The sequence below is a fragment of the Pantoea sp. ICBG 1758 genome (assembly GCF_002928325.1).
Taxonomy (GTDB): Bacteria; Pseudomonadota; Gammaproteobacteria; order Enterobacterales; family Enterobacteriaceae; genus Pantoea; species Pantoea eucrina.
On sequence record NZ_POWL01000001.1, the window covers coordinates 863,908 to 878,316 of the forward strand.

The window sequence follows — 14,409 nt, forward strand, 5'->3', positions numbered from 1 at the left end:
TCAGGCTGACTGATGACGCGGTGAGGGCAAGCAAGGCAGATCGAATGAGGCGCGTTGAACGTTTTAACACTGTGAAGCCCTTAGGTTTCCCGCTATGGATCAGCTGATAGATTCAATAATTGATTTGCTGAGGTTGTGCTTCAGGGTCGACAGCTGGTTATCGGCGAGATTCGCGACGGCCTGTTTCCTGAGGGCGTTTTTGAACTCAAACAGATCGGCCATCGTGGGCGACTGGCCATCCATCGACTTCGCGAGTTCGTTGACGTGGTGGCTTGAGGTCGCGAGATTGTGATCGAGACGCTTTTGAATATCGAACATATTGGACATGGGATTTCCTTACATCAGACGTGAAACGAGGTGTTGTTGAAAGCCGCGCCAGCTCAGCGAGAGTTCGCCTTTTTCGGTTTTTAACACCAGCTCATCGGTTTTCATTTGGTCATCAGGACTGAGGGTCCACATCACCTGATGAATGTCCGAGAGCCATTCGGTTAACTCGGCTTCATTATCGGGATGGAAATAGAGCGTCGCCTGGGTGCGTTTATCGGCGGCGCGCATGATCTGACGAAAGACGGCGTGAAGCTTGTCTTCATCCGGCAACTGGTTAAGGATGGCGAGAAACACCGATTCAACGAGTTTTCTCGCGCGATCGGTGATCTCATCGGCCTCGCGCTCACGTTGCGAAAGCCATTCGGCAAACAGTCCTTCACTCTTATCGAGAAAGTTACTTTCCATCTCTTCCAGGATCTGGGCCAGCCGCGCTTCATGTTCGGTTTTGGCTTTCTTTTCCATCTCAGCGATGTCCTTTCTGGTCTGTTCTATAAGTTCCTGACAATAGGCTTCGGTTTCTTCGATCAAGGATTTCGCCTGGTACTGCTGATCAAACCAAAGCCCGGTTATCAGAACGTCTTCAATAATTTCGGGTTCAAAATCAAACGGGATTTCACGCAGGGTAATCATCGACTCTCCATCCGCCAGATTGCAGCATCGATCAGGGCGCGCAGGCGTTTTCGATTCACCACAGAAAAGGCCTCGGCTTCTTCTTCCGACCGTAAAACGTGATCCTGATAAAAGCGCAGCCTGAGACGTGCCCAGACAGCAGGCAGAAAAATTTTCTGAAGGATGGCCAGCGCAAACGGCGGTTCGCGAAAGTCCACGCCTGTCGGTAAAAACGTTTCGGGCCTGATGGCTTTACTGATGCGCTCACACCATTCCTTATCCAAATCGTGAAGGTGTTCATAGTCGCCGTTGCTGAGTGCCGCGATCAGGCGCAGCATCCCCTGAAGGCGCATCGGAGAGAGGTCGATAATCTTTAACACCCGCTCTTCGGGGTTCGGGATCTTGCTGGGTTTTATCTGGCACAATGCGCAAATCGCGCTGGGCGATTCCTGATAAAGCATCTGCCTTTCTTCCTTGCTGAAACTAAACCAGGGCAAGGTGTGCCAGGATTCATGAATGTCCGACACAAACCCCGCGCCCCACCAGTTCAGCCAGTGTTCACCGTCAATCATTTGTCACCGCCAGTTCTGTTCCGGGTTGCTTACGGCGCTTAATCTGTCGGAATGCCGCCAGGCCAACACCGCCCAGCAAGGCAAGGATGAGCACAACGAGCAGACTGATTTTCATCGTGTCAAACGTGGTTTCCAGCATCGTGAAAGGACCGATTGCAACCATATTGATATGATCGTGATAGGGGACTGCCGGGAAGAAGACAATGGAGATCCCGTCATCCGCTTTCCCACTCAGACCGGGAATGGATGCCGCGATCAGCTGGTGGATTCGCGGGCGAATGGCATCAGGATCAAGTTCAGAGGTATATTTGATAAATACCGATGCGCTCGCAGGCTGAACAGGTTCGCCGGGTGCGACGCGTTCAGGGAGAACGACACTCACGCGCGCCAGCACCACACCATCAATCTGAGACAGGGTGGATTCCAGCTCCTGAGACAGGGCATAGATATAACGGGCGCGCTCTTCAAGCGGGCTTGAGATAATGCCATTCTTCTGAAACATTTCGCCCAGATTGGTTCGGGCCTTGTGGGGTAAACCGGCAGCATTAAGAATGCGAACTGAGCGGTCGATTTGGGACTGAGGAACCAGCAGCGTCACGCCGGTTTTATCAATCTGCTTATCGGCGGTGATGTCATAGTGCGCGAGTTCAGAAATTATATCGTTGGCATCGGGTTCGGTCAGACCCGCATTCAGGATCACATCCGAATCACACCCGACCAACAGAAAGAGACTTGCGGCGATCAGCGTTCGTTTCATGGTCATTGCAGGTTAGTGATTTTATCAAGGCTCTGAACGGCCTTAGAGACAATCTTTGTATTCATCATGTTTTCGAGATAGTAGTTCGACAGCTGCGACTCGACCTTATTCATGGCCATCGGGTCGGTACTCTTCGCCGCACGCCGCATCGAGGTATCGATACGGTTTTTCTCATCGTTCACCTGATCGAACATCGCGGTCGCATGATGCAGCACGCCGCCTAATATCGGCTGGCTGTCGCTCTCATCGTTCATGGCGTTGGTGAACAGGTTGGCATCGGAAGCGGTCGGTGTGCTGGTTGGGGTAGAACTCAGGTCGCCTGAACCGGCAAACAGGGATGAAGCGTCTTGTGTGATCTTCATTGGTCCTCCAGAAAGGAAGGCCCGAAGGCCTTCCTCGGCATCAGAAGTTGATCTTGTCCTGGTTTGCGGCACTGATCATCGTGGTGACGGAGTTCTGATAGCCTGACACATAGGCATCTTTCACATCACGTTCAGATTTATCCAGGGTGTTCTGCATGGATTTTGCTTCGATGGTGTCCATCTGCGCCTGGAACTGATCGGCGTTCTGGTTCGCCGCACCGGTTGAAACACCTGTTGAGCTGACTGGCATATTGAGGATCTCCTAAAAATTAAACGTCGAAGGTGAATATCGGGATATTCAATGATTAAGTGAAAAGAACCGCGTTCTGGTTCCCGTGCTGACATTAAATTTGTGTTTTCACCATCAGATTCAGCGCCTTGAGCTTGTTATAAAGCGTGCGGGTCGGGATCCCCAGCTCGAAGGCCGCGACATGCACCTGATTATCATGGCGCGTCAGGGTGTCCTGAATGATGCAGGTTTCAAACTGGCTTAAACGGTCTTTAAGCGTGGTCTTACCGGTTGAATAATTCGTTCCGAGCACATCCAGCCCGAGCACAAAACGCATGGCCGCCGCTTTCAGCTCGCGCATGTTGCCAGGCCAGCTATGCAGCAATAAATTCTGAGCCAGCGTTTCATCCATTGCCGGAAGGTCAACCTTGAACTGTTTGGCGGCAGCGATGGAAAAGCGCCGGAACCCTGGCACAATGCTGTCGACTCTTTCCCGCAGCGCAGGAAGCGAGAGCTTCACGGTCGTTAAGCGAAAAAACAGATCGGCCCGAAATGCACCTTCTTCCACCAGCTCAGCCAGCGGACGTTGTGCCGCACCGATGACGCGAACATTCACCTGAGTGGTGTCGGTCGCCCCTAAGCGCATCACCGAACGGGTTTCCAGCACGCGAAGCAGCTTTGCCTGAAGTGAAGGGGGCATCGAGTCGATTTCATCGAGATACAGGATCCCGTTATTCGCGGCCTCGATATGCCCGACGCGGGCTTTTGGCGCGCCTGTATAAGCGCCCTGAACACTGCCAAAAAATTCAGCTTCTGCCAGGCCTTCAGGGATCGCGGCACAGTTGATGCCGATGAACGGGCCAGTCAGCTCGCTTGCCTCATACACCAGGCGCGCGAACGTATCTTTTCCCGTGCCTGTTTCACCTTCAATCAGAAAGTCGATGGGTAGCGGGGCGAGTTTACTGACCCAATGGGAAAGATAATCCGTGAATTCATGGACATTATCATTAATTAAAATTGGTAATATTTCTGAATGCATAATTGCCGCTCCGCGTAATCGACAAATGAGAGTCATGTTTTTCTTCTCGTTGTCGATAAACTGATTCTGGTTCCGTTTATCGTATAGGGATAAACTTATAAAAGTCTATAAAGGACGTTATATAGGATATGACTTAATTTATATTCCCATATAATGGAACCGTCACAAACCAGAACAGGCGGAGCGACATCATTTATATGTTTTGAGAAAGCGAATTCATTAAATTCAAGTAGTTAAAAAACATTATAAAGATTGTTGTTATTTTGCTATGAATAGCTCATTATCCCGTATCAATCGGTTTTATCTATTTCATTAAGCACAAAAAACACCTGCTTAAAATCAAAATAAAAAACTGATGAAATGCAATTTGAATTATTCGATCGTCGGGATTGAAATAATTCAAAATAATGCGCACAGATTGAGAAGCGCGAGCACAGGATATTAAAAAGGCGATCCGAAGATCGCCTGTCATATTAATGAAACTTCGCCGCATAGGCATTAACTTCTTTCACGTAATTCGGATCGCCTAAAGTGACGTGAGACAAATCGTTTTTATCAACCTGATCATCGCCTGAATTGTAGGCGCGCAGGGCGGCATCATAAGACCCGAATTTGTCTTTGCCTTCTTTGAGCATCAGCGCAGAACACATAATCTGATTCTTCGGATCGTCTGCGTTCGCCCCCAACTTATCCGGGTGCGCGGCGCGCATTCCGGCGTAAGTGTCTGGGTTGATCTGGTTCATGCCAGAATCGGTTTTGCCGTTGCCGGGGTTCGTTGATTTGGCGTTAACGTCACCGCCTGATTCCTGCATCGTGAGTGCCACCAGCAGCTTCGCAGGCACGCCGGTTTCTTTCGAGGCCTGTTCATATTCCGGGCCGTATTTGTCCACCAGCTTCTGAAGATCGGCATCGCTGGTTTTCATTGAGGTGTCACCGGTTGATTCTGATGGCGTGGCCAGACGCACATTCCCCACATTCGGCGAAGAGGATGCAGCAGGTGCGGCGGCGGAAGCGGCAAGTGGGGCAAGATCCTGAAGGGCTGAAGAGGAAGCCGTTGCCGGTTGCTGACCCTGCACACCATCATTCTCACCGGTCGACATACGAAGCAGGTTTTGTAACTTCGCCAGGAACTGCTGAAGCATGTCTTCAATCGTCCCCATCAGGCCGCCTGAAAGGTTCTGATCCTGCAAGGGAGACGCGGCCATGACGTTCGCCCCATTCAGCGCTGAATTACCCATGCTGATCGTGCTGGGGTTGACTTGTGAATCATAGTTCAACGCGGAACCGTTCCCCGTGGGTGAGGGCAAGGCGTTATTCATGGGCGGGAAATTACCTGGGCCGCTGGTGGCCGGTCCTGCTGGAGGCAGGTTCGGACTGAAGCCGTCATTGTTGTTGGTAACGTTCATCGGGTTTCCTTTAAATGAGTGATCACATCGCCGGAATCAGTGACCGGCTTTTTTTATGTGAGAAAAATCCCCGAGTAGTTCCAAAGATCCGCACCGCTGGAACCTAAAGCGCGCTTTCTTCACTTAAATCTCATCACAATAGGAGGATAATGAAACGTGCAAGTGAATTTTTCAGGGCAACTCTTCGCCCTTCTTTTTCTGCTGACACCGATGGCGCACGCCGACAGCTTTCAGCGGGTCGGGGAAAAGTTTCACATCAAGCCGCTGCTGCTTAAGGCCATTGCCCGAAAGGAATCCCATCTTTATAACCATGCTGTGAACCATGCCAACAGCGATCGGACAGAAGATGTCTGTATGATGGGAATTAACTCAAGCCATTTTCGCAGGCTCAGGCAATTCAACATCACGCGCAATCGGTTACTCACTGAACCTGATGTGTGTGTGGCGGCGGGGGCGTGGATCCTGAATGGGTTCTTCGAGCGGTATGGCCGGTCATGGGATTCCGTGGGCATGTACAACACCGGACCCGCCTTGAAACTGAAGCAGGTTCGCGCCAACTATGCCGCCTCAGTGCGGCAGATCTATCGGGAACTCGCCCGTGAAGCAGGTGTTCCCCCTGATCCCTTTGGTTAGTTCATGGCGCGCAGCACAAACCCGGCTTCGCGCGCGGAATCCATCGCGGCGGTAATCGCGTTCTCACGCAACGCAACACGACCTTTAAGCACATAGCTTGCCGGGGTCATTTCATTGTCATCGAGATAGCTGAAATGAATGGTCCCTAAATGTTCTGTCATCGAAACCGACGCGCCATTAGAGCCGCCCAGAATAAAATTCGGTGAGGCGAATCCATCCGATTTTCGCATTGTCTGAGTAAAGACCACCGACTTTAGTCGGATATTCCGGCGGTCCTTCAGCAGCTCGCCGATCTGTTCCTGCGTCAGCTTCTCTTGCGCCCATTCCCGCTCGATGCGTTCACGGGTGGCTGGATTGAATTCGAGATTGACCATTGCGATCGCGTGCGGGTTCTCTCTGAGCTTATCGATAAAACCCGCAAGTTGGTGATCGTCTTCCATCATTCCCTTAAGCCGGTCGGCATTACTGAGTGAGCCGCCGAAACCGGTCATATTCCCGACATAGTGACTGAAACTGTTGTGATCGAGACGCGCCAGATTCTGATAAGTCGTCTGAAATTCCGCCCGCGAAATGAGCTGGGCTTTTTTTTCGAATGCCTCCTGAGACCGAACCAGCGACTGAAGGGCCAGCAGGGCGGCTTTATGACCATGCCCGCGCAGCTCGCCAAACCGGGACGGCGTGTTGGGATCGTGAGAGGGAAACCATTGCGCAAAATGCGTGTTGAGTTCGGCGAGTTTATCTTTGGGTGAAACAACCGGCGTATTCGGACGTTTACGCTTAAGCCTCGCCATCATCATCTGGGAATCATTGTCAGTAAAGTAACGCTCAAGCCGGGAAATCATCCCCTCAATCTGGGTGGTAGACACCTCAGGGGCGTCGGTGAGTTCAATCCTCAGCTTATGGTTCGTGCGATTATCAAATGCGGCGGTGAACGCGGCTGTCGAAGAGGCATAAAGGGTTACGTTTTCCACGCTGCCATTACTGAAAAAACGGGGGCCGGTCGGGATGTCGAATTGCGCGGCTACACCGCCCCGATCGAATCCGGTCACACGGTTTGCGGTTCGGCTCATTCCCAGCCCCGCACCTGTTACCGATCGCGAACGCTCACGGCTTCCGCCTGCAACGGACAAACTCGCGCCCGCCTGCGCACGAAACCGCACCATCGAGGTTTCATGAGGCACGCGGTTATCGACGAGCGGAAGGGTAACATAGGCGCTCGCCTGCGCAGACAATGACAGGTTCAGATCATGCTGGCGGATCTTGTCCGTCTGGTGATGGCTTCCCCGGCTCATCACCTCAACGGGATCCAGCTCGCCGGACACCAGCTGTTCGATAAACGGGGCGAGTTCGGATTCACCGACCGTCATCGTGACCCGAAAGGTTTTCGAGTCTCTTCCCGAAAGGGTTGCGCCGCCGCCTAACAGTAAGGTCTTTGACATCGGGAAATGATGCCCCGCATCGAGAAAAACCGGATGTGCCGGATCGAACGCCGAAAACAGGTTATCCACCAGCGCGACGCTCAGGGTTCCCGACGCGGCAAACGACCGCGCAAACGAGACCGTGAAGGCATTTTCTGTTCGTCCGATATTCATCATAAACCCGCGATCAAGACGACCTGTCGCATTCGCGCCAATAAACACCGCTGAGCTGAAATAAGAGGTGACCGAGGCATTCGCGCCATAGTTACGGCTAAAGGCAATGCTTTCGCCGGTCTCCATCGATTTCAGCGTGTCGAGCAAATTTTGCTGAAGTTCGTGCTGCGTGTTCGCCTCAAGAACGGATCGTGAGGTGATATTCACGCCATGATCTTCTTTACTGAACGCTTTAGAGGTTTGTCGAATGGCATCATAGACCGCTTCCAGCTGGCGATGATTATAAAAGCCTTGATCGGTGAACGCCTTGACCGGGTTCTGGTCCCACAGATTGAAACGCAACGACGCCGCCTGCGCCGTCATCTTCTCCACAAACTCAGACCGGTTCACGCTGGGTAATAAACCCTCCTGAATTTCATCCACGAGTTTATGAAGATGATAGAGACACAGACAGTCATGGATAAGGCGGGATTTCACGAGGGCGATTTTGTCAAAGGCATCGCGGTTCATGCCCATCGGGATGACATCTTTTTGTTCGTTGATGACCACCTTCTTTTCAACCATCCTCTCCAGCAGGTTTCCGGCGCTGTTATCCAGATCGACCGGGTAATATTGCAACAGACGCTGGAAGCTTTCCCCGAGGTTCGTGGCGCGGGTCGTCGCAGGATTAAAACGGGATGAGGTGTTGCGTCTTATTTTTGGTCTGGTCAGTGGCCGAAATTCAGCATCAAGAAACCCATAATGCCTGCCCATAATTTTGCTGTAATGGCTGGTAGAGGCAGACAGAAGGTCGGCGAAATCATTCAGATCCTGAAACAGCTTTTCTTCTTCCGGCGTTTTGAAGACCTGACTCAACGAGGAAATTTTCGTTTTAACCGGCGTCTGAAGCGGCGTATCGGGGCCGGGGATAGTACGGATCATCGTAGAGAGTTCGGGCTGAACCTTATAGAGATCGGCCAGACCATCCCGACCCGATACCTGATGGTGAATCGCGTTCCCGAGATTCTTCAGGGGACGGGGCCATTCCATCGTGGGCCGGAAGACAAAAGCATTTATGCGCGCGCTTAAAGGGGTTTTAACTTTCTGCTGTTTTTCCATTCCGCCCAGATGAACATGGGATTTAAAACGAAGATTTCCCTTTGCGAACTGGGTGACATGATCGTGTTCTTTGAGGGCATCGAGCTGATCGGTCATCCTGTCGGGCTGAGTCTGGCGCGGCGCTGTCTTCACCCAAACCCCGCCGTCACGCGTCCACAGTTCGCGCTGAGGATCTTCACACGCAATGATGCCTGGTCCAATGGTATGAAGCGCGATAAACCGGGTCGGGACGCCAGCGGAATTGAGCGGCGGCTTGATGGTCAGCATCGGATGGATTTTCCCGCCTGACCACTGGCGTTCATTAATGGTCATCAGCTCACCCCGGCTGGAAAGCATCACCAGATCGCGGGTATTTGTCATCGCGATTTCAGACACTTTTAAATCGGGCCGGTCGGCCATTTCCGCCAGCTGTTCACGGCTGATGATGCGGTTAGAACCTCCTGTGTGAAAATGGAGCTGGCCATAGTGATTGAGCGTAATGACGTTTCCCGGATCGGCTGCGGCCACATCGCTCAGAAAATGGTTTTCCTCCATCCCTGAGATCGCCTGATCGATACTCACCGATTTCTTGACCTGAGGGAGCATAAACACAGCGTTTGAATGGGTGAGTTTGGTGGTTGCTTCCCGGACCTTAAGTTTTTTAACCTCAGAATTAACGCTTATCATCCACGGCTGGCCATCAAGACCCGCGCGCAGGCGTGACAGTTTGAGCCGGTCTGAACGATCTTCGTTCGTCAGTTCCCACTGGCCGGAACGTTCATTCAAAAAATAGGGGCGATTATCATAGACTGTGACTTTTCCCATCCGGTCCAGATCGATAACGTCTTTTTCCTGAGGCTGAAAGGGCGTCAGGCCTTTCTGGTGATCGAGGATCATCGCGTCCGTGATGTTCCAGCTGCTGTCGACCTCAACCTTCTCCCGATCAAGTTTTACCGCGATAAAGTGCTTCCTTTCCTGGCTGTCCTTGACCACCACATGAAGCCGGTCATCCTCTACGTTGCCAATCTCTTCAAACTTAAATCCCGGACCCACAATCTTTTTTATCGCCTCATTGATTTTCTGGGTGCGGACGTTCATCGCCCCCGAATCGAAATGCAATACCCGGTCATGCTTACTGGGCAACGGGGCGCATTGCAGCGCGCCACGGTAATCGAGCGCAAACACCGTTTTGTCAAAGATGGCCGTCTTACGGCAACTCATTCCCTCGGGCAAATAGAGTTCCACCATTGACTGGGGTTCGCGAATATTCTCGATCCATCGGATGCGCTGAATTTTATCGTCATCATTGGCGGTCTGAACGATGGCGTGACCTTCACGGCTTACAGAGAAATGTTCAACCTTGCTGTCGAGTTCGATCACCGGCTGACGGTTCTCGCTGGTGCTCGTCGTCGAACCGATGGCACGGATCTGATCGTTCAGGGTTTCAAAGCCGCCCTTGAGCGGGGCGACCGGCGAGATTTTTTTATCAGCCGTGACCGCCCAGACATTCCCGTCCGCCTGGACAGAGAGAAGCGATTTCTTCTCGCTCTGGTTGCCGTGTGGCTCCCAGCTGGCGGTGGTGTCGTTGAAGCGAAAGAGGTGTTTCATATGCAGCCGGTAGCGGCCAGAGGGATCAGAGGTGGTTTCGGTCAAGGTTTCGTTCAATGCTTTTCCGGGGAGAGGAATTTTTTTTCCGGCGACTGAAACGAACGCGTTATTCACTGATAAGGCAGGCGGAGGAAGGGATTTTGAACGATGAAACAGCCCCTTTTTTTCAACCGATTTCCAGGCGTCCGGCTGCTGGCTGTGTGTGACACCAATAAACCCTTCAGGTGTGCGCGCGAGAGACAGCAGCCGTCCCTGCTTATCCAGCAGAACATGGCGCTCGCGATCGGGCGTGGCGTCGCAGGCCTGATACGTCATGCGATCGTTCGCAACGGTTTGTTTGAGAAGTGGCTCAAGGATGGGACCGCCTTCAAGAACCTCAACGTCAGCTTTCCCTTTTCGGTTAAGCTGGATTTTACATTTCAGCGCGCCGGTTGAGGCGACCGGGTTAGAAGGTGAGAGGGAAGAGGGCGAACTCTTTTTTTCATTAACAGCTGGGGGGATCGGCTTCTCAACTTTACGGGAAAATATCTGGGGCTTCAGGCTTCGCAGATGCATTATTCAACCTCAGGTTTGAGAGATCTCCTAAGGTAGGTAAAGAATTTGTTGAATTTGTTCCATTATATGCAAATGATTTCTTCAACAATGTGATTAAATGCAAAAGAAGCCTGAATTTTGTTCAAAAAAAAGCAGGCGTTGCGAGGACGCCTGCGGAGCGAGGGAAGCTTTAAAGCGCTTTTAATAGTTCTGCAATCTGAGGGTTTTGTTCCACCAGCAACAACAGTTTACGCGCAGGCCCGATCGGTTTGCGAGTACAATTTACCCACCCGCTCGCAAGCGAGGGGCTTACCCCGAAAATATCGGCCAGCTGTTCTGAATTGACGTTGAGAACCTGTTTTATCCTGGCGATGTCAGGGCGGGTTAAAAGGCGGGTGACTGAACAGCGCTCGCTTTCTCTAAAACGTGTGGGCGTCTGACAGGCATAATAGTTAACTTTCTGCATAGCAACCAACTCCAGCTATATATGTAAATAATTATCTTCTCGTATTCCTACGATAACCAACAGAAGACTATCCGGTTCAATGACGATAAATCCGTCACTGTGAATCGTCGTAAATCCCTGAAAGGAATAATGACCTCGCGACCCAATCACCGAGGCCTTTAAGGAGCCGTTGTTGAGGGTGCGGAGGTAAATTTCTGCGTTGTAATAATTTACTGACCCTGACAATGAAAAATTCGCATTCCATGCGGTAAGTTCACCTTCAAGAACGGCAGCGCGAAAGTGCTCGGCAACACCGGCGGGGTGAGAAACAACTAATCGATAAATTCCGTCAAACATTCGTCACCTGTGAGATCTGCGGTTTTTGTAAATGTAATGTAAACCGGAATATCAGTATGATCGTCCAGTTCAAACGCATAACCTTCGGCTGTTTTTTCAAGGCCACCTGAAAAACTGTAGGCCTGATAATCGTCAAGAATGGGGGAAATATTGGTGGTGTTATTGCGTGCGACATTCAGGATCAGGGATGCCCCATAGAAGGATCCATAAACGGAAATGGATAAACCCCGGCCCAGAATATGCGCCTCTTTAACGATCACAGAAGCTGACGCGCCATTAGCATGAACGAATGTGACTTTATAAAACCCTTCTTCCACTTCATCACTCCTGCATTAACCATGAATGAGGATAATGACATTACGACAAAATGAAATTTATCAGACTGAGCGAAGTTATTTTTTGTTTTGCTTCCTGATGCGTTCTGCGAGGACGAGCTTAGGATGGTTTGCCGTGAATTGTTTGGGTTGCATCGGATCGATGCGAACCGCGTTTTCCTGAATGAGGTATGTGCGGCCATCAAGAAAAGGGGCGGGGTAAAGCTTGCCTTCTCTGACCCATCGCCGGACCTGTTCCATTGATCGGGGCAGTAGCTGGCGGCTGTTCCATTCTCGCAAGGTAATAAAAGACATGATTGCTCCCACGAAAAAAAGCGCCGGTCATAAGCGACCAGCGAAAAGAAAAGGGGATGATGAATTTCAGACATGAAAAACCCCGCCTGAGCGGGGGAAAACCTGACGAACACAACGAGGATAGAGGCACAACAGATTGTCAGGTTTTATTTTTCCCTGGTGGGGAAACCTTTAAACCGATTTGAGGGTGTCGCGGTTATTCAATGCCGCGATTACCGTGAACCATATCATAGGCATATTGAATGCCGATACCGAACGCGCCTGCATGGGCCTGAGAGATTTCCATTGTGGCCGGATAGGTCTCTTTGCGTTCCCAGTCACGCTGAAGTTCCAGCAGGTAGGCGGTTGAGGTGATCGGCACTGCGCCAGACTGGATCATACGGTGCATCGCCATAACATGCGCTTCATGAGACATGTCACCTGAGGCATCAGCCACAACATACACTTCAAAGCCCTGTTCCAGCAGCCCCTGAACCGGACCGTTCAGGCAAACTGAGGTCCACAGGCCAGCGATAACGATACGTTTTTTGCCGGTCGCATTGATGGCATTAACAAAGTTCTGATCTTCAATCGCGTCCGAGGTGGTGCGGTTGATATACTCTTTGGTGTTCGGAAACACCTTCGTGATTTCCGGGAAGACCGGACCGGCGAAGTCGCTGCGGCTGATGGTTGAAACGATGGTTGGCACGCCGAAGGCTTTGCCGGTTTCAGCCAGAATCGCTGCGTTAGAACGCAGAGAACCGATGTCGATTGACTTGACGTTGAACGCCATCTGAGACTGATGGTCCAGCAGAATCAGCGCATGGTTATGAGGATTCAGCAGGTTTTTAGGTTCAACGGCTACAGCTTTAATATCAGTCATGTGACATCCTTAAAATTGAGTTTAGTTATTAAAAGGTCTTAGGAAAATCTTTAACTGAGGCTTTCCTGTCGACGGAAAAAACTATAACCCACTCAACTCATCTTTGTTTTTTCAGTTTTGCAAAAAGGGAATTGAAAAAATAAAATCTGATCCGCTCACTTTAATAAACCGGTTCAATGCGTCGTTATATGACAGAAATATGACAACCAACGAAAAAAAGACAAAAAAAAGCCCGAACGTTTCCGTTCAGGCAATGGATTGAACTACACGACACTTCGATTATTATTATTCCAGTCTTACTGGATTAGAGGGGAGCCACACTACAGGAGGATTCACTTTCAACTCAGCAAGGCGAGGAACCAAATTGAAAGCGGTCAGGTTATCCGCCCCTCTGATAACTACATTACGATCACCTTCACAAAAAAGCGGATCAATCTAAGCGATTATTCAGCGAATATTTCCGCCTCATGTTCCTGGATATATTGCGCGCAATGATTAATGAACTCGCGAATTTTTGCCGATTTCCTGACCTGAGGATGCGCAAGAAACCACAGCTCCTCTTCAATATCGGTAAAGACCGGACTCAGGCGAACAAGATCATCATAGTGGCGCGAGTGCATGACCGGCAGCAAGCCGATCCCCATCCTGTTATGAATGGCGCTTGCCAGTGATAACACCGAATCTCCTCGGTAAACGATATTGTCTTTATCTACGTTGCTCTCCACCCACTTATGCGCACGCAGACAAGAAAGAGAAGGCGTAAACCCGAGCCAGCGATGATTCTTCAGCTGCTCAATGTTGACGCTTACGCCTTCCCATTCGGCTTTGTTGCCATAAATCGCCCAGCGCGCGATCCCGACTTTCCGGCCTGATAATGTTTCTGGAATGGTGTTCGTTGCCCTGAACGCTATATCTGCGCCACCCGTCTCAAGGTTCACATCTTCATTTCCTATCGAGACAAAGAAACTGATCAGCGGATTCTGGATAGAAAAGCTGGCGATGAGCGGCGTGAGATAGTCGTGAAGCAGGGCGTCATTCGTGGCTATGCGGATTTCACCAATAAAACCCCGGACCTCTTCGGTTACATTGCTCAGCGTGCATTTCAGTTCTTCGCGCGTCTTCATCGCCAGGGCGATCAGTTCCGCGCCCGCTGAAGTCGGGACATATTGTGTTCGGTGACGAAGAAACAAGGTGAGACCCAGCAACTCTTCCAGCGCACCGAGACGACGAAACAACGTCGAATTATTGATGTCAAGAAAAGCCGAAGCCCGCGACAGGTTTCCGTACTCGCCAATCGCCTGAATGATTTTCAGATCATCCCAGGAAAACCGGTTAAGTAACTTATTCATTAACTTCCCTCTGAATAGCTCT

At 51.0% G+C, this 14,409-nt stretch carries 16 protein-coding genes; 1 reads left to right on the plus strand and 15 read right to left on the minus strand.

The window, feature by feature from the left end:
- Window positions 1-99: 99 nt before the first annotated feature.
- From C1Y41_RS04255 to C1Y41_RS04290, 8 genes are all read right to left on the minus strand, one after another.
- Window positions 100-327 (minus strand): type III secretion protein HrpF, encoded by a 228-nt coding sequence (locus C1Y41_RS04255; protein ID WP_104084859.1) that lies wholly within the window; start codon window positions 325-327, stop codon window positions 100-102.
- A 9-nt stretch (window positions 328-336) separates the two neighbouring features.
- A complete protein-coding gene (gene sctL / locus C1Y41_RS04260) occupies window positions 337-957 on the minus strand; it encodes a type III secretion system stator protein SctL (RefSeq protein ID WP_104084860.1) in 621 nt (206 codons plus the stop codon).
- Window positions 954-1,508 (minus strand): hypothetical protein, encoded by a 555-nt coding sequence (locus tag C1Y41_RS04265; RefSeq protein WP_104084861.1) that lies wholly within the window; start codon window positions 1,506-1,508, stop codon window positions 954-956. The genes sctL and C1Y41_RS04265 overlap by 4 nt, the downstream gene beginning before the upstream one ends.
- Window positions 1,501-2,271: a type III secretion system inner membrane ring lipoprotein SctJ gene (gene sctJ, locus C1Y41_RS04270; RefSeq protein WP_104084862.1), complete on the minus strand. Its 771-nt coding sequence runs from the start codon at window positions 2,269-2,271 to the stop codon at window positions 1,501-1,503. Before sctJ ends, C1Y41_RS04265 begins: the two co-directional genes overlap by 8 nt.
- Window positions 2,268-2,627: an EscI/YscI/HrpB family type III secretion system inner rod protein gene (locus C1Y41_RS04275; RefSeq protein ID WP_104084863.1), complete on the minus strand. Its 360-nt coding sequence runs from the start codon at window positions 2,625-2,627 to the stop codon at window positions 2,268-2,270. The genes sctJ and C1Y41_RS04275 overlap by 4 nt, the downstream gene beginning before the upstream one ends.
- Before the next feature lie 40 nt (window positions 2,628-2,667).
- Window positions 2,668-2,877 carry a hypothetical protein gene (locus C1Y41_RS04280; protein WP_104084864.1) on the minus strand — a complete coding sequence of 70 codons (210 nt, stop codon included), beginning with the start codon at window positions 2,875-2,877 and terminating at the stop codon, window positions 2,668-2,670.
- 94 nt (window positions 2,878-2,971) lie between these two features.
- Window positions 2,972-3,895 carry a sigma-54 dependent transcriptional regulator gene (locus tag C1Y41_RS04285; RefSeq protein ID WP_158249858.1) on the minus strand — a complete coding sequence of 308 codons (924 nt, stop codon included), beginning with the start codon at window positions 3,893-3,895 and terminating at the stop codon, window positions 2,972-2,974.
- A 473-nt stretch (window positions 3,896-4,368) separates the two neighbouring features.
- Window positions 4,369-5,301 carry a transglycosylase SLT domain-containing protein gene (locus C1Y41_RS04290; protein WP_104084866.1) on the minus strand — a complete coding sequence of 311 codons (933 nt, stop codon included), beginning with the start codon at window positions 5,299-5,301 and terminating at the stop codon, window positions 4,369-4,371.
- Window positions 5,302-5,457: 156 nt separating this feature from the next.
- Here C1Y41_RS04290 and C1Y41_RS04295 point away from each other — a divergent pair, with 156 nt between their 5' ends.
- On the plus strand, window positions 5,458-5,934 hold the full coding sequence (locus C1Y41_RS04295; RefSeq protein WP_233207408.1) for a lytic transglycosylase domain-containing protein: 477 nt from the start codon (window positions 5,458-5,460) through the stop codon (window positions 5,932-5,934).
- Here C1Y41_RS04295 and C1Y41_RS04300 read toward each other — a convergent pair.
- The 7 genes from C1Y41_RS04300 to C1Y41_RS04325 all read right to left on the minus strand — a co-directional run bounded on the left by C1Y41_RS04300 (window position 5,931) and on the right by C1Y41_RS04325 (window position 14,387).
- A complete protein-coding gene (locus tag C1Y41_RS04300) occupies window positions 5,931-10,766 on the minus strand; it encodes an AvrE-family type 3 secretion system effector (RefSeq protein ID WP_104084867.1) in 4,836 nt (1,611 codons plus the stop codon). The genes C1Y41_RS04295 and C1Y41_RS04300 overlap by 4 nt on opposite strands.
- A 169-nt stretch (window positions 10,767-10,935) precedes the next feature.
- Entirely contained in the window at window positions 10,936-11,211 is a 276-nt protein-coding gene (locus C1Y41_RS04305; protein ID WP_104084868.1) for a DNA-binding transcriptional regulator, read from the minus strand.
- A gap of 15 nt (window positions 11,212-11,226) precedes the next feature.
- Entirely contained in the window at window positions 11,227-11,547 is a 321-nt protein-coding gene (locus C1Y41_RS20160; protein WP_233207409.1) for a hypothetical protein, read from the minus strand.
- A complete protein-coding gene (locus C1Y41_RS04310) occupies window positions 11,523-11,864 on the minus strand; it encodes a hypothetical protein (protein WP_104084869.1) in 342 nt (113 codons plus the stop codon). The genes C1Y41_RS20160 and C1Y41_RS04310 overlap by 25 nt, the downstream gene beginning before the upstream one ends.
- Window positions 11,865-11,939: 75 nt before the next feature.
- Window positions 11,940-12,176 (minus strand): excisionase, encoded by a 237-nt coding sequence (locus C1Y41_RS04315; protein ID WP_104084870.1) that lies wholly within the window; start codon window positions 12,174-12,176, stop codon window positions 11,940-11,942.
- 196 nt (window positions 12,177-12,372) lie between these two features.
- Entirely contained in the window at window positions 12,373-13,038 is a 666-nt protein-coding gene (locus C1Y41_RS04320) for a hydrolase (protein ID WP_104084871.1), read from the minus strand.
- 443 nt (window positions 13,039-13,481) lie between these two features.
- Window positions 13,482-14,387 (minus strand): LysR family transcriptional regulator, encoded by a 906-nt coding sequence (locus tag C1Y41_RS04325; protein WP_104084872.1) that lies wholly within the window; start codon window positions 14,385-14,387, stop codon window positions 13,482-13,484.
- Between the last annotated feature and the right edge of the window lie 22 nt (window positions 14,388-14,409).

Bases quoted from the DNA above. Each gene is read 5' to 3' on its own strand.
- C1Y41_RS04255 (WP_104084859.1), bottom strand. From the start codon at position 327: ATGTCCAATATGTTCGATATTCAAAAGCGTCTCGATCACAATCTCGCG.
- sctL (WP_104084860.1), bottom strand. From the start codon at position 957: ATGATTACCCTGCGTGAAATCCCGTTTGATTTTGAACCCGAAATTATT.
- C1Y41_RS04265 (WP_104084861.1), bottom strand. From the start codon at position 1,508: ATGATTGACGGTGAACACTGGCTGAACTGGTGGGGCGCGGGGTTTGTG.
- sctJ (WP_104084862.1), bottom strand. From the start codon at position 2,271: ATGACCATGAAACGAACGCTGATCGCCGCAAGTCTCTTTCTGTTGGTC.
- C1Y41_RS04275 (WP_104084863.1), bottom strand. From the start codon at position 2,627: ATGAAGATCACACAAGACGCTTCATCCCTGTTTGCCGGTTCAGGCGAC.
- C1Y41_RS04280 (WP_104084864.1), bottom strand. From the start codon at position 2,877: ATGCCAGTCAGCTCAACAGGTGTTTCAACCGGTGCGGCGAACCAGAAC.
- C1Y41_RS04285 (WP_158249858.1), bottom strand. From the start codon at position 3,895: ATGCATTCAGAAATATTACCAATTTTAATTAATGATAATGTCCATGAA.
- C1Y41_RS04290 (WP_104084866.1), bottom strand. From the start codon at position 5,301: ATGAACGTTACCAACAACAATGACGGCTTCAGTCCGAACCTGCCTCCA.
- C1Y41_RS04300 (WP_104084867.1), bottom strand. From the start codon at position 10,766: ATGCATCTGCGAAGCCTGAAGCCCCAGATATTTTCCCGTAAAGTTGAG.
- C1Y41_RS04305 (WP_104084868.1), bottom strand. From the start codon at position 11,211: ATGCAGAAAGTTAACTATTATGCCTGTCAGACGCCCACACGTTTTAGA.
- C1Y41_RS20160 (WP_233207409.1), bottom strand. From the start codon at position 11,547: ATGTTTGACGGAATTTATCGATTAGTTGTTTCTCACCCCGCCGGTGTT.
- C1Y41_RS04315 (WP_104084870.1), bottom strand. From the start codon at position 12,176: ATGTCTTTTATTACCTTGCGAGAATGGAACAGCCGCCAGCTACTGCCC.
- C1Y41_RS04320 (WP_104084871.1), bottom strand. From the start codon at position 13,038: ATGACTGATATTAAAGCTGTAGCCGTTGAACCTAAAAACCTGCTGAAT.
- C1Y41_RS04325 (WP_104084872.1), bottom strand. From the start codon at position 14,387: ATGAATAAGTTACTTAACCGGTTTTCCTGGGATGATCTGAAAATCATT.